Annotated in this window: 11 protein-coding genes; 4 read left to right on the forward strand and 7 right to left on the reverse strand. The window is 73.5% G+C overall.

From position 1 onward, the window contains the following. Positions 1-6: 6 nt before the first annotated feature. The 3 genes from ACFWB8_RS01360 to ACFWB8_RS01370 are packed head-to-tail and all read right to left on the reverse strand — an operon-like array spanning position 7 to position 4,659. The gene (locus ACFWB8_RS01360) at positions 7-939 is read right to left on the reverse strand and encodes a hydroxymethylglutaryl-CoA lyase (protein WP_385220721.1); all 933 of its coding nucleotides are present in this window, start codon (positions 937-939) and stop codon (positions 7-9) included. Beyond that, positions 936-3,026 (reverse strand): biotin carboxylase N-terminal domain-containing protein, encoded by a 2,091-nt coding sequence (locus ACFWB8_RS01365; protein WP_385220725.1) that lies wholly within the window; start codon positions 3,024-3,026, stop codon positions 936-938. Before ACFWB8_RS01365 ends, ACFWB8_RS01360 begins: the two co-directional genes overlap by 4 nt. Positions 3,027-3,042: 16 nt before the next feature. Then, positions 3,043-4,659 carry a carboxyl transferase domain-containing protein gene (locus ACFWB8_RS01370; protein ID WP_385220728.1) on the reverse strand — a complete coding sequence of 539 codons (1,617 nt, stop codon included), beginning with the start codon at positions 4,657-4,659 and terminating at the stop codon, positions 3,043-3,045. A 99-nt stretch (positions 4,660-4,758) separates the two neighbouring features. On the opposite strand from ACFWB8_RS01370, the gene ACFWB8_RS01375 reads away from it, so the two are divergent. Beyond that, positions 4,759-5,337: a TetR/AcrR family transcriptional regulator gene (locus tag ACFWB8_RS01375; protein WP_385220731.1), complete on the forward strand. Its 579-nt coding sequence runs from the start codon at positions 4,759-4,761 to the stop codon at positions 5,335-5,337. Between the two features lie 67 nt (positions 5,338-5,404). Next, positions 5,405-6,211, forward strand: coding sequence for a phosphatase (locus tag ACFWB8_RS01380; protein WP_385220734.1), 807 nt, complete (start codon positions 5,405-5,407; stop codon positions 6,209-6,211). Between the two features lie 196 nt (positions 6,212-6,407). On the opposite strand, the gene ACFWB8_RS01385 is transcribed toward ACFWB8_RS01380, so the two are convergent. From ACFWB8_RS01385 to ACFWB8_RS01400, 4 genes are read right to left on the reverse strand one after another with little or no spacing between them, the layout of a single operon-like run. Continuing rightward, positions 6,408-7,256: a cation diffusion facilitator family transporter gene (locus ACFWB8_RS01385; RefSeq protein ID WP_385220737.1), complete on the reverse strand. Its 849-nt coding sequence runs from the start codon at positions 7,254-7,256 to the stop codon at positions 6,408-6,410. Positions 7,257-7,278: 22 nt separating this feature from the next. Then, entirely contained in the window at positions 7,279-8,154 is an 876-nt protein-coding gene (tesB, locus tag ACFWB8_RS01390; protein ID WP_385220739.1) for an acyl-CoA thioesterase II, read from the reverse strand. Between the two features lie 28 nt (positions 8,155-8,182). Continuing rightward, positions 8,183-9,340 (reverse strand): acyl-CoA dehydrogenase family protein, encoded by a 1,158-nt coding sequence (locus tag ACFWB8_RS01395; protein ID WP_030384786.1) that lies wholly within the window; start codon positions 9,338-9,340, stop codon positions 8,183-8,185. A gap of 57 nt (positions 9,341-9,397) precedes the next feature. Continuing rightward, positions 9,398-10,888: a helix-turn-helix domain-containing protein gene (locus tag ACFWB8_RS01400; RefSeq protein ID WP_385220742.1), complete on the reverse strand. Its 1,491-nt coding sequence runs from the start codon at positions 10,886-10,888 to the stop codon at positions 9,398-9,400. Between the two features lie 124 nt (positions 10,889-11,012). Between ACFWB8_RS01400 and speB the strand changes: the two genes are divergently transcribed. Together speB and ACFWB8_RS01410 are read left to right on the forward strand one after the other, a co-directional pair. Then, positions 11,013-11,981, forward strand: a complete 969-nt coding sequence (gene speB, locus ACFWB8_RS01405; RefSeq protein WP_385220745.1) for an agmatinase — start codon at positions 11,013-11,015, stop codon at positions 11,979-11,981. A gap of 5 nt (positions 11,982-11,986) precedes the next feature. Continuing rightward, a complete protein-coding gene (locus ACFWB8_RS01410) occupies positions 11,987-13,669 on the forward strand; it encodes a thiamine pyrophosphate-binding protein (RefSeq protein ID WP_385220747.1) in 1,683 nt (560 codons plus the stop codon). Positions 13,670-13,671: the final 2 nt, after the last annotated feature.

Raw genomic sequence — 13,671 nt, forward strand, 5'->3', positions numbered from 1 at the left:
TCTTCGTTACTCCTTGTGGGAGAGGGCGCGGACGGTACGGGAGGGGCTGGGACGCCCCAGCTGTTCGGCCATCCACACGCTCGTGGCGGTGAGTGCGGCCAGGTCGACCCCGGTCTCGATGCCGAGGCCGTCGAGCATCCACACGAGGTCTTCGGTGGCGAGGTTGCCGGTGGCGCTCTTCGCGTACGGGCATCCGCCGAGGCCGCCGGCGGAGGCGTCGACGGTGGTCACGCCGTGCTGCAGGGCGGCGAGGGTGTTGGACAGGGCCTGGCCGTAGGTGTCGTGGAAGTGCACGCCGATGCGGTCGGTGCCCACACCCGCCTCGTTCAGGCCGCTGAGCAGCTCCTGGACGTGGCCCGGGGTCGCGACGCCGATGGTGTCGCCGAGGCTCAGCTCGTCGCATCCGAGGTCGAGCAGGGACTTGGCGGTCCGTACGACCTGGTGGACCGGGACCGGGCCCTCCCAGGGGTCGCCGAAGCACATGGACAGGTAGCCCCGCACATGCGCCTTCTCCTGCTTGGCGCGCGCCACGACGGGCTCGAACATGGCGAGGGACTCGGCGACCGTGCGGTTGAGGTTGCGGGAGGCGAAGGTTTCGGTGGCCGAACCGAAGACGGCGATGCGGGTGGCTCCCAGGGCGAGGGCCCGGTCGAGCCCGCGCTCGTTGGGGACCAGGACCGGGAGCGCCGCCTCGACGTCGCCGAGCAGCGGGAAGAGCTGCTCGGCGTCCGCGAGCTGGGGCACCCACTTGGGGTGCACGAAGCTGGTGGCCTCGATGGTGGTCAGGCCGGCGGCGGCGAGGCGGTGGATGAACTCCGCCTTCACCTCGGTCGGTACCGCCGACTTCTCGTTCTGCAGCCCGTCGCGGGCGCCGACCTCGTGGATCCGCACGCGGGGCGGCAGGCCGGGGGCGGGGACGGTCATGGGCAGGCCGTTCATGCGGCGCCCTCCTCGGTGTCCCGGGTGTCCGGGGTGACCACGGCCAGGATCTGGTCCATGGCGACGGTGGTGCCGGGGGAGACGTCGAGTTCGGTGACCGTGCCCGCGTGCGGGGCGGAGATGACGTGCTCCATCTTCATGGCCTCGACGACGAGGAGGCTCTGACCGGCCGCCACCTTGTCGCCGAGGGCGACCTTGACGACCGTGACGGTGCCGGGCATGGGGGCGGCGAGGGTGTCGGCGCCTGCGCCGGCCGCGCCTTGAGCGGATACGGGGTCGTGGTCCTGGACGTGCCAGCTGTCCCCGTCGCGCCCGAGCCAGGTCCCCTCCGGGGAGGGCGCGTGGCTGAAGCGGTGGGTGACGCCGTCGAGTTCGACGGTGACGGTGCTGAGGGTGCGGGCCACGATCCGGACGCGGGCCGGCGTACTGGGGTCGCTGCCCCCGGACCCCCGCGCCTCGAACGCCGCCGGGGCCGGATCGGTGCCGGTCTCGTCGATCAGCAGCTCGTGGTCGGCGCCCTCGGCGCGGGACCGGACCGCCACCGGCTCCTGGCCGGGAAGGCGGAAGTGGTGCACCGTCCAGGCGGGCGTGCCGCCCAGGCGCCAGCCGTTGGCGGAGTCGAAGGGGTCGACCCACGATTTCAGCCCGTCCGGCGTTTGAGGACCGGGGTCCGGGGCGGAGCCCCGCTTCAGCAGCGCGGCCGCCGCGTACACCTCCGGCGGGACCCCCTCCGGCAGGAGCTCGGCCAGGTCGCGCTCGACCAAGCCGGTGTCGAGGTCGCCGGACACCACGTCCGGGTGCGCCAACAGCCTGCGCAGGAAGCCCGCGTTGGTCTGGACGCCCAGGATCACCGTGTCCGCGAGGGCCCCCCGCAGCACCCGAAGGGCAGCCGCGCGGTCGGGACCGTACGCGATCACCTTCGACAGCATCGGGTCGTACGTGGACCCCACCGGCACGCCCGCCGTCAGCCCGGAGTCCGTGCGGACCGGACCGCCCGACGGCTCGGACAGCGCGAGGACCGTGCCGCCGGAGGGCAGGAACCCCCGCGCCGGATCCTCCGCGCAGACCCTCGCCTCGATGGCGTGGCCCGTCAGGGTCACTCCGGACTGGTCGAAGCCCAGCGGCAGCCCCGCCGCCACCCGCAGTTGCTGCTCCACCAGGTCCAGCCCGGTGATCAGCTCCGTCACCGGGTGCTCCACCTGGAGGCGGGTGTTCATCTCCATGAAGTAGTACGAGGACGGGTCCCCGCCCGGGACGATGAACTCCACCGTGCCCGCGCCGACGTACCCGCACGAGCGGGCCGCCTCCACGGCCGCCGCGCCCATCGACGCCCGGAGCTCCGGCGTCAGCAGGACCGACGGGGCCTCCTCGATCACCTTCTGGTGGCGCCGCTGGAGCGAGCACTCGCGCTCGCCGAGGTGGACGACGTTCCCGTGGGCGTCCGCGAGGACCTGGATCTCGATGTGCCGGGGGCGGTCCACCCACCGCTCGACGAGCAGCGTGTCGTCGCCGAAGGAGGACTTCGCCTCGCGCCGGGCCGCCGCGATCTCCTCGGCCAGTGCCGACGCGTCGCGGACCAGCCGCATGCCCTTGCCGCCGCCGCCCGCCGAGGGCTTGAGCAGCACCGGCATGCCGATCTCCTCGGCCGCCGCCACGAGTTCGGCGTCGGTCAGGCCGCTGCCGGAGGAGCCGGGGACCACGGGCACGCCCGCCGCCCGTACCGTCTCCTTCGCGCGGATCTTGTCGCCCATCAGGGAGATCGCGGAGGCCGGCGGACCGATGAAGGCCAGGCCGGCGTCGGTGCAGGCCTGTGCGAAGGCCGCGTTCTCGGCGAGGAACCCGTACCCGGGGTGGACCGCCTCGGCGCCCGTGCGCCGGGCGGCGTCCAGGAGCCGCTCCACGCTCAGGTAGCTCTCGGCGGCCGCCGCCGGGCCGATCCGGACGGCCGTGTCGGCCTCCCGCACATGACGGGCGTCCGCGTCCGCGTCGCTGAAGACGGCCACGGAGCGGATGCCGAGCTGCCGCAGCGTGCGGATGACCCGTACCGCGATCTCGCCCCGGTTCGCGACCAGAACAGTGCTGAACATCAGTGAGGTCCTCACGTCACATACGGAAGATGCCGAAGCCGCGGTCGCCCAGCGGGGCGTTCGCGCACGCGGTCAGAGCCAGTCCCAGCACCTGCCGGGTCTCCATCGGGTCGATGACCCCGTCGTCCCACAGCCGCGCGGTGGCGTAGTACGCGTTGCCCTGCGCCTCGTACTGCTCCCGGACCGGGGCCTTGAAGGCCTCCTCGTCCTCGGCCGGCCACTCCTGGCCGGCGCCCTCGATCTGGTCCCGCTTGACCGTGGCCAGTACGGAGGCGGCCTGCTCGCCGCCCATCACCGAGATCTTGGCGTTGGGCCACATCCACATGAACCGCGGCGAGTACGCCCGCCCGCACATCGAGTAGTTGCCCGCGCCGTAGGAGCCGCCGACCACCACCGTCAGCTTCGGAACCCGGGTGCAGGCCACCGCCGTCACCATCTTGGCGCCGTGCTTGGCGATGCCGCCGGCCTCGTAGTCCCGGCCGACCATGAAGCCGGAGATGTTCTGGAGGAAGAGGAGCGGGATCCCGCGCTGGTCGCACAGCTCGATGAAGTGCGCGCCCTTCTGGGCCGATTCGGAGAACAGGATGCCGTTGTTGGCGATGATCCCGACGGGGTGCCCGTGGATCCGCGCGAAGCCGGTGACCAGCGTCTGCCCGTACTCCGCCTTGAACTCCTGGAAGCGCGAGCCGTCCGCGATCCGGGCGATGATCTCGCGGGCGTCGTACGGGGTGCGGGAGTCGACCGGGACCGCGCCGTAGAGCCCGTACGGGTCCACCTTCGGCTCCTCGGGCGCCTCGACCGACCAGGGCAGGGCCCCGCGCTCGGGCAGGGTCGCCACGATGTTCCGTACGATCCGCAGCGCGTGCGCGTCGTCCTCGGCGAGGTGGTCGGTCACGCCGGAGACCCGGGAGTGGACCTCGCCGCCGCCGAGCTCCTCCGCGGTGACGACCTCGCCGGTGGCCGCCTTCACCAGCGGCGGGCCGCCGAGGAAGATCGTGCCCTGGCCGCGGACGATGACGGCCTCGTCGCTCATGGCCGGGACGTACGCGCCGCCCGCCGTGCAGGAGCCGAGGACGGCGGCGATCTGCGGGATCCCGGCCCCGGACATGCGGGCCTGGTTGTAGAAGATGCGGCCGAAGTGCTCCCGGTCGGGGAAGACCTCGTCCTGCATGGGGAGGAAGGCGCCGCCCGAGTCGACCAGGTAGAGGCAGGGGAGACGGTTCTCCAGGGCCACCTCCTGGGCGCGCAGGTGCTTCTTGACGGTCATCGGGTAGTACGTGCCGCCCTTGACGGTGGCGTCGTTCGCGACGATCACGCACTCGCGGCCGCTGACCCGCCCGATGCCCGCGATGACCCCGGCGGCCGGGGCCGCGCCCCCGTACATGTCCTCGGCGGCCAGCGGAGCCAGCTCCAGGAAGGGCGATCCGGGGTCGAGGAGGGTGTCCACGCGGTCGCGGGGGAGCAGCTTCCCGCGGGCGGTGTGGCGGGCGCGGGCCTTCTCCCCGCCGCCGAGGCGGGCCGCGTCGAGCCGGGCGCGAAGCCCTTCGGCGAGCTCGCGGTGGGCGGCCTCGTTGGCCCGCCAGGCCTCGGACGCCGGGTCGGCGGCACTCGTCAGCACTGGTGCCTGCTGCATCGGTCGAGCTCCCTTGCTCGGTGCACGCTGTTAATGAGCGTTAACGCATGTATCGCTCAGGTTAACGAGCGCTAACGGCCCTGTCTAGAATGGATTCCCATGAGCACCAGAGCGGCCGCACCCACCCGTCGTGAGCAGATCCTCAACGAGGCCGCTCGTCTCTTCGCCGAGCGCGGCTTCCACGGCGTCGGCGTGGACGAGATAGGGGCCGCGGTGGGCATCAGCGGCCCCGGCCTGTACCGGCACTTCGCGGGCAAGGACGCCATGCTCGCCGAGCTGCTGGTGGGCATCAGCGAGCGGCTGCTCACCGGGGGCCGCCACCGGGTGGCGGAGGCGGCGGGCGACCCGCCGGGGGTGCTGTCCTCGCTGATCGACGGACACATCGACTTCGCCCTCGACGACCGGGCGCTGATCATCCTGCACGACCGGGAGCTGGACCGGCTGCGGGACGCCGACCGCAAGCTCGTACGGCAGCTGCAGCGCCAGTACGTGGAGCTGTGGGTGGACGTCGTACGGGAACTGCATCCGCAGGTCGGCGAGGCGGAAGTACGGGTCGGCGTGCACGCCGTCTTCGGACTGCTGAACTCCACCCCGCACCTGGCGGCGCTGGGACGGGAGGCGACGGAGTCGCTGCTGCGCCGGCTCGCGCACGGGGCGTTCGGGGCGCTGTCGGGGTGAGCGCGAGGTGAGGCCGGGTGTCCGGTGGTCGGAATGGAACAGACGGCTCCGGCCGCGCGGCGGCAGAATGGGCCGCATGCCGAAGCCGATAGAGCCGCCGAGCCGCGCCGAACTCATTGACCACCTGGTCCGGACCCGGATCGCGGGGCAGGTCGCGACCCCGCGCGAGAACAACCTTTCCCACTACCGCAAGCTCGCCAACGGCGACCGGCACTACTGGCTCGGGCTGGAACTCGGCGACCGCTGGACGGACGAGCAGGACGTGCTCGCGGTGATGGCGGAGCGGTGCGGGGTCGTGGACGACCCGGCGCACCGCTACGGCCAGGACACCATCGACCCCGAACTGACCCTGGCCGGGCTGGACCGGCTGGCGGCGCGGCTGCGGAAGGCCGCGCTGGACCGGCAGAGCGTGCTGCTGGCCACCGGGCACCCGGGCGGCCTGCTGGACGTCCACCGGGCGACCGCGGCGGGCCTGCGGGCGGCGGGCTGCGAGATCGTGGTGATCCCCGCCGGGCTGATGGCGGACGAGGGCTCCGTGTGGCAGTTCGCGGACGTGGCCGTGCTGGAGCGCGGTGCGACGCTGTGGCACACGCACTCGCCCGCGCCGATGGCGGCGATCCTGGACGGGCTCGCGGCGGAGGGCCGCCCGCAGCCGGACCTGGTCGTCGCCGACCACGGCTGGGCGGGCTGCGCGGCCCAGCGGGGCCTGGACGCGGTGGGCTACGCCGACTGCAACGACCCGGCGCTGTTCCTCGGCGAGGCGGAGGGCACCCTCCAGGTGGCGGTACCCCTGGACGACCACGTCCGCGACCCCCGCTTCTACGACCCCCTGGTGGCGTACCTGCTGGCTGCGGCCGGCCTGCGGGACACGTAGCCGGCGGGGCCGGACGGTGCCCGGCGGCGCTCCCGGGGCTCCGCCGCGGGGTCCGGGCCTCAAACGCCGGCGGGGCTGATGTGGGTGCGCGCAACCGGCGGCATCAGCCGAATCCAGCCCCGCCGGCGTTTGAGGCGCGGGTCCGGGCGGAGCCCGGTGCTTCGCGCAGCCGTCTCGCGAAGCGGTGCGGGACGCGTCAGGAAGGCGTCGGCGTCGGGTCCAGGTACACGCGGCGGATCGCCGGAAAGCGTTCCCGCAACTGCGCCTCGGCGTCCTCGCACGCCCCCTCCACCTGCCGCGCAGACGCCAGGTCGTGAAAGTCGATCTTCGCCGCGACAAGAACCTCCGCCGGCCCCTGCACCAGCGTCGTCAGCTCCAGCACCCCCTCGATGTGCGGCACCGACAGCAGCTCCTCCCGGACCTCCGCCCGCATCGCCTCCGGCAGCGGCCGCCCGATCAGGTACCGCGCGTTCGAGCGCCCCAGATCCCACGCCACCCACACCAGCAGCAGCCCGATCAGCAGCGACGCCACCCCGTCGTACACCCCCGACCCCGTCAGCTGCGCCCCCAGCAGCCCGCCCGCCGCCAGCGCGAGGCCGACCGGCGCCGCCATCCGCGCCGCCTCGCCCTTGACCCGCCGCCGCGCGACCAGCAGGGAGTGGCCCTCCAGCAGGAAGGCGATGCCGAGGAGCACGTACGAGAGCGTCGGGTCGCCCGGCTCCTCGCCGTGCACCAGCGTGTCGATCCCGTCGTACACGGCGAACACCGCACCGCCGAAGAAGGTCGCGACCGCCGCCAGCAGCGCCCGGATGTACCGCTCGGGCCCGTACCCCAGCGGATGCGCCTCGTCCGCCGGTTTCGCGCTGCGTTTCAGCGACGCCAGCAGCATGACGTCGGCCACCGTGCCGGCCACCGAGTGCGCGGCCTCGGACAGCATCGCGCTCGATCCGCTGACGATCCCGCCGGCCGTCTTGGCCGCGGCGATCCCCAGGTTGGTGACCACGGCGACGAGTACCGTGCCGACGCTCTCGGATTCTTCCGCCATGCGGTGACGGTATGTCCGGATCTCAGCGCGGCACGCGTACGACACCCTCCTGGATGACGGTCACGGCCAGCCGGCCGTCCTGCGTCCAGATCCGCGCCTGGCCGAGCCCGCGCCCGGCGGCCGCCGAGGGCGACTCCTGGTCGTACAGCAGCCACTCGTCGGCGCGGAAGGGCCGGTGGAACCACATGGCGTGGTCCAGCGAGGCGCCCACGACGTCGCCGACGGCCCAGCCGCCGCGCCCGTGGGCGAGCAGCACCGAATCGAGCAGCGTCATGTCGGAGACGTACGTGGCCAGGCAGGTGTGCAGGAGCGCGTCGTCGCTCTCCAGCTTGCCGGCCGTCCGGAACCACACCTGCGACCGCGGTTCCACCGGCGCCCCGACGCTGCCCCAGGGCGGGGTCGTCGCGTACCGCAGGTCCACCGCGCCCCGCGCCTCGATCAGGCGCTCCACCGTGCCCGGGTCGCGGAAGATCTCCCGGTACGCGGGCAGCGACTCGGCCGCCGTCGGCAGGGTCTCGGGATCGGGCGCGTCCGGCATCGCGGCCTGGTGGTCGAGGCCCTCCTCGTACGTCTGGAAGGACGCCGAGAGGTGGAAGATCGGCTGGCCGTGCTGGACGGCGACGACCCGGCGGGTGGTGAAGGAGCGGCCGTCGCGGATCCGGTCGACGGAGTACACGATGGGCGCGCCGGGATCCCCGGCGCGCAGGAAGTACGAGTGCAGCGAGTGCGCGGTCCGCTCCTCGGGCACGGTCCGCCCGGCGGCGACCAGCGCCTGGGCCGCGACCTGCCCGCCGAAGACGCGCGGTACCAGCGCCGAGCGGCTGGTACCGCGGAAGATGTTCTCCTCGATCTGCTCCAGGTCGAGCAGATCGAGGAGCGTCGTCAGTGCCTCGTTCATGAGGGGAAGGCTAAGCGCCCCAAGTCCCTTACAGGCCCATGGACTTCGCGATGATGGACTTCATGACCTCGCTGGTGCCGCCGTAGATGCGGTTGACGCGGTTGTCGGCGTACAGGCGGGCGATCGGGTACTCGTTCATGTAACCGTAACCGCCGTGCAGCTGGAGGCACTTGTCGATGACGCGGTGCGCGACCTCGGTGCAGAACAGCTTCGCGGAGGCGGCCTCGGCGGCGGTCAGCTCACCGGCGTCGAGGGCCTCCAGGGCGCGGTCGGCGACCGCCTCGGCGGCGTCCACCTCGGCCTGGCAGGCGGCCAGCTCGAACTTGGTGTTCTGGAAGTGCGCGACGGGCTTGCCGAAGACGGTGCGCTCCGTCACGTACTGCTGGGCGAACCGGATGGCGGCCTTGGCCTGGGCGTAGGCGCCGAAGGCGATGCCCCAGCGCTCGGAGGGCAGGTTGGCGCCGAGGTAGTAGAAGCCCTTGTTCTCCTCGCCGAGCAGGTCCTCGACCGGGACCTTCACGTCGACGAACGCCAGCTCGGCGGTGTCGGAGGTGCGCAGGCCGAGCTTGTCCAGCTTGCGGCCGATGGAGTAGCCCTCGGACTTGGTGTCCACGGCGAAGAGGGAGATGCCGAAGCGGCGGTCCTGCTCGCTGGGGGCGGAGGTGCGGGCGCAGACGATGACGCGGTCGGCGTGCACGCCACCGGTGATGAAGGTCTTGGAGCCGTTGAGGACGTAGTGGGTGCCGTCCTCGGAGAGCTTGGCGGTGGTCTTCATGCCGGCGACGTCGGAGCCGGTGCCCGGCTCGGTCATCGCGAGGGCCCACATCTCCTCACCGGAGACGAACTTCGGGAGGTAACGCTTCTTCTGCTCGTCGTCGGCGAGCATCTTGATGTAGGGCAGGGCGAGCAGCACGTGCACGCCGGAGCCGCCGAAGTTCACGCCCGCGCGCGAGGTCTCCTCGTAGAGGACGGCCTCGAACTTGTGGGTGTCCAGGCCCGCGCCGCCGAACTCCTCGGGGACGTTGATGCCGAAGACGCCCAGCTCGCCGAGCTTGTAGTAGAAGTCGCGCGGCGCCTGGCCGGCCGCGAACCACTCGTCGTAGACGGGGACGACCTCGGCCTCGATGAAGGCGCGGATGGTCTCGCGGAACGCTTCGTGGTCCTCGTTGAAAACTGTGCGGCGCACGGGCCGGCTCCCTTCGGTCGCGGCGGTCCGCCGCCTATGGCTAAGCGCTTGCTCAGACTAAGTTACCGGCGAGTTGTCCCCGCTGTCCAGAGCGCGGAGGGCGAACCACAGTTCCATGCGGGTGTCCGGGTCGTCGAGGTCCGTGGCGAGGAGCGCCGCGCAGCGGGACACGCGCTGGCGGACGGTGTTGCGGTGGACCCCCAGGGCCCCGGCGGTGCGGTCCCAGCTGCCGTGGTGGGCCAGCCAGGCGCGCAGGGTGTCCCGGTGCGCGCGGTTCAGCGGGGCGAGCAGGGCTTCGGCGTGGGCGCGGGCCTCGGCCGGGTCGAGGAGGGCGGCGAGGCCGCCGGGGGAGTGCCGGGCCAGCGGGGTCCGGGCCGCTTCGGCGCGCTCCAGGGCCCGCCCGGCCTGGGTCCCGGCGGTGGGCAGGTCCGCGGGGGCGGCCGGGGCGCTCACGCCGAGGCGCCACCCGGGCTGCGGGGCGGGCTCCCGGTCGGTGAGCAGGCGTACGCCGTCACCGTGCGGGTCCAGCAGTACGGTGCCCAGCGCGGCCGCCAGGGCCCGCGGGTCGCCGGCGCCGCGGGCGTGGACGGCGTACCAGGGCCCCGGCGCGAGGGCGCTCGCGGGATCCCCGCCGAGGAGCAGCCGGGTCAGTGCGGCGGCCTCGTCCCCGGCGGGGCGGGGCGCGGTCAGCAGGGTCAGCAGCACGGCGGCGACGGAGGCGATGGTGTGGTCGCCCGGGGCCCGCGCCGGGGTGGCCAGGGCCAGCACCTGAGCGCCGCCCACGGCGTAAGCGGCGAGGTGCGTCCCGCCCAGGGTGTCGGTGGCCGTCGCCGCCGCCCCGGAAGCCACCCGCTCGGCCAGCATGCCCACGGCGGCGAGCGCCGCCCCGCCGGGAGCGCCGCCGGCCGCCGCCCTGACCGGGTGCGGTGCGGGGCCCGATCCGGCCTGCCCGGCCCCGCCGTCCGCCGCCCCGCCGGGTCCGGCAGCGGTTTCCGTCGCCCCGCCCCGGCCCGGGGCGAGGAGGGCCGCCCACCCGCCCAGGCTCGCCGCGAGGCGGGAGAGCACGGCCGCGACCGGCTCGGGCCGGGCGGCCGCCGCGGCGAGCGACTGCTGGGCCTCGGTGACCCGGCGCAGCTCCCGCGTACGGGCCTGCGCCATCAGCCGCCAGACGCCCCGGGCGACCGCCGTGAACGGGGTGCGCGGCGGGACCTCCAGCAACGGCAGCCCGTACCGCGCGCAGGCCGCCGCCAGCGCGGCCGGCACCTCCTGGTGCACGGGCGCCACGCCGAAGCCGAGCGCGGCCGCACCCGCCGCGACGAGCCCGGCCACGTAGCCCTCGGGGTCGACGCCAGGCTCCGCACCGGCCGTGAGCAGCAGTTCCCCGCCCAGCAGGTACGGCGAGGGGTCGGCCATCTCGGACGCGTGCACCCCGTGGACATCGGCCTCGGCGGGCCCCGCGAGGTGCCGCAGCCCCAGCTCGCGGTCGGCGAGCAGCGCGGTCAGGGGGACCGGCGGGGTGGGCGGGGCCTCCATGGATACTCCGTACATATCGGGGATGCTGGGTGGATAAAACGTACACTTCGCGCCCCCGGGGTGTCGGCTTACGCTCGAAGCACCGCACCAGCAGGCCCCCCAGTACGACCCCCGCAGGACCTCCAGAAGGGCACCCCCCATGAGCACGCAGCCGCGCGGCCCCGTCGACTCCTCCCGCATCCCGCGCTACGCGGGCCCGGCGACCTTCGCCCGGCTGCCGCGCCTCGACGAGGTCGGCTCCGCCGACGTCGCCGTCGTCGGCGTGCCCTTCGACTCCGGCGTCTCCTACCGCCCGGGCGCCCGCTTCGGCGGCAACGCCATCCGCGAGGCCTCGCGCCTGCTGCGCCCGTACAACCCGGCGCAGGACGCCTCCCCCTTCGCCCTCGCGCAGGTCGCCGACGCCGGCGACATCGCCGTGAACCCCTTCAACATCAACGAGGCCGTCGACCAGGTCGAGGCCGCGGCCGACGAGCTGCTCTCCTCCGGCTCCCGCCTGATGACCCTCGGCGGCGACCACACCATCGCCCTCCCCCTCCTGCGCTCGGTGGCGAAGAAGCACGGCCCGGTCGCGCTGCTGCACTTCGACGCGCACCTGGACACCTGGGACACGTACTTCGGCGCCGAGTACACCCACGGCACCCCGTTCCGCCGCGCCGTCGAGGAGGGCATCCTCGACACCGAGGCGCTGTCGCACGTCGGCACGCGCGGCCCGCTCTACGGCAAGCAGGACCTGGACGACGACGCCAAGATGGGCTTCGGCATCGTCACCTCGGCGGACGTCTACCGCCGCGGCGCCGACGAGGTCGCGGACCAGCTGCGCCAGCGCATCGGCGACCGCCCGCTGTACATTTCGATCGACATCGACGTGCTGGACCCGGCGCACGCCCCCGGCACCGGCACCCCGGAGGCGGGCGGCATGACCTCCCGCGAGCTGCTGGAGATCATCCGCGGGCTCTCCTCCTGCAACCTCGTCTCGGCCGATGTCGTCGAGGTCGCCCCGGCGTACGATCACGCCGAGATCACCTCGGTCGCGGCCTCGCACACCGCGTACGAGCTCACCACGATCATGAGCCGCCAGATCGCGGCGGCGAAGGCGAAGGGCAACTAAGCACCGTGACGCACGACCACGACCTGGTACTCCGCCCCACCGAGGCCCAGACGGCCGCCGCCCTGGCGCCGCCGCCGGGCCGCACGGGCGGGGACCTGGTCGTGGAGACGCTGCGCGGCCTCGGCGCGACCACCGCCTTCGGTCTGCCGGGGCAGCACGCCCTCGCCCTCTTCGACGCGGTCGGCCGCTCCGACCTCCACCTGGTCACCCTCCGCACGGAGAACAACGCGGGCTTCGCGGCCGACGCGTACGGCCGGATGACGGGCGAGGCGGTCCCGCTGCTCCTCTCCACGGGCCCCGGGGCGCTCATGTCCCTGCCGGCCCTCGCGGAGGCGGCCGCCGCCTCCGCCCCGGTACTGGCGATCTCCTCGCAGGTCCCGTCCCCGGGCCTGGGCGGGGGCCGGCGCGGGCACCTGCACGAGCTGCGAGACCAGGCGGCGTCCTTCCGGGACGTGGTCAAGTCCGTCCACGTCGCGCGCACCCCCTCCCAGATCCCGTCGGTGATCGCCGAGGCCTGGGAATCGGCCCTCACGACCCCGCACGGCCCGGTCTGGGTGGAGATCCCGGAGGACGTCCTGCGCGGGGAGACGGTCATCCCGCAGGTCACGGGCATGGACGCGACCCCGCACGAATTGGCCCCGAGGCCCGAGCTGACGGCGGTGGCGGCCCACTGGCTGTCACGGGCCTCCCGCCCGGTGATCATCGCCGGCGGCGGAGTGATCCGCGCCGACGCGGCGGGCAAGCTGAAGCAGCTGGCGGAGCGGCTGAACGCGCCCGTCGTCACCACCTTCGGCGGCAAGGGCGCCTTCCCCTGGACGCACCCGCTCTCGCTCCAGTCCTGGCTGGAGGACCGCCACATGACGGACTTCCTGGAGGACGCGGACGTCCTGCTGGTGGTCGGCTCGGGCCTCGGGGAACTCTCCTCGAACTACCACACGTTCTTCCCCGAGGGCCGGGTCGTCCAGATCGACGCGGACCTCGGCAAGCTGGAGTCCAACCACGCGGGCCTCGGCATCCACGCGGACGCCCGCCTCGCCCTCCAGGCCCTGCTGGAGACGGTGGCCGAGCGCGAGGACCCGGCCGCGCCCGAGCGCGTCCGCCTGCTCCTGTCGGCCATCGAGACCCGCCTGTCCACCCAGGACGTCACCCTGGAACAGGACCTGTTGCGGTCGATCCGGGCGGCCCTGCCCCCGCGTTCCCCGTCGTTCTGGGACATGACGATCCTGTCGTACTGGGCCTGGTCGGCCTTCGATGCGAAGCACCCCAACACCATGCACTCGGCCCAGGGCGCGGGCGGCCTCGGCTACGCCTTCCCGGCGGCGCTCGGCGCTTGTGTCGCGGAGCCGGGCACCCCGGTGCTCGCCGTCTCCGGCGACGGCGGCGCGATGTACTCGATCGCGGAGCTGGCCACGGCGAGGCAGCACGACCTGGACGTCACCTGGCTGATCGTGGACGACGGCGGCTACGGCATCCTGCGCGAGTACATGACCGACGCCTTCGGCCGCGCCACGGGCACGGAACTCACCCGCCCCGACTTCGTGGCCCTGGCGCAGTCCTTCGGCGTCCCGGCGTCCACCACCACCCCGCAGTCCCTGCGCACGGACCTGAAGAAGGCCCTGTCGGAGCCGGGCCCCTCGGTCCTGGTCCTCCCGACGACCCTCAAAATGTTCGCCCCGACCCACCTCTGACC

Source organism: Streptomyces sp. NPDC060031, from assembly GCF_042736805.1.
Lineage (GTDB): Bacteria > Actinomycetota > Actinomycetes > Streptomycetales > Streptomycetaceae > Streptomyces.

What these genes read in the sequence shown, in the direction of transcription:
- ACFWB8_RS01400 (WP_385220742.1), bottom strand. Translation starts at nt 10,888, where the DNA reads ATGTACGGAGTATCCATGGAGGCCCCGCCCACCCCGCCGGTCCCCCTG.
- tesB (WP_385220739.1), bottom strand. Translation starts at nt 8,154, where the DNA reads ATGAACGAGGCACTGACGACGCTCCTCGATCTGCTCGACCTGGAGCAG.
- ACFWB8_RS01370 (WP_385220728.1), bottom strand. Translation starts at nt 4,659, where the DNA reads ATGCAGCAGGCACCAGTGCTGACGAGTGCCGCCGACCCGGCGTCCGAG.
- ACFWB8_RS01380 (WP_385220734.1), top strand. Translation starts at nt 5,405, where the DNA reads ATGGGCCGCATGCCGAAGCCGATAGAGCCGCCGAGCCGCGCCGAACTC.
- ACFWB8_RS01375 (WP_385220731.1), top strand. Translation starts at nt 4,759, where the DNA reads ATGAGCACCAGAGCGGCCGCACCCACCCGTCGTGAGCAGATCCTCAAC.
- speB (WP_385220745.1), top strand. Translation starts at nt 11,013, where the DNA reads ATGAGCACGCAGCCGCGCGGCCCCGTCGACTCCTCCCGCATCCCGCGC.
- ACFWB8_RS01360 (WP_385220721.1), bottom strand. Translation starts at nt 939, where the DNA reads ATGAACGGCCTGCCCATGACCGTCCCCGCCCCCGGCCTGCCGCCCCGC.
- ACFWB8_RS01385 (WP_385220737.1), bottom strand. Translation starts at nt 7,256, where the DNA reads ATGGCGGAAGAATCCGAGAGCGTCGGCACGGTACTCGTCGCCGTGGTC.
- ACFWB8_RS01365 (WP_385220725.1), bottom strand. Translation starts at nt 3,026, where the DNA reads ATGTTCAGCACTGTTCTGGTCGCGAACCGGGGCGAGATCGCGGTACGG.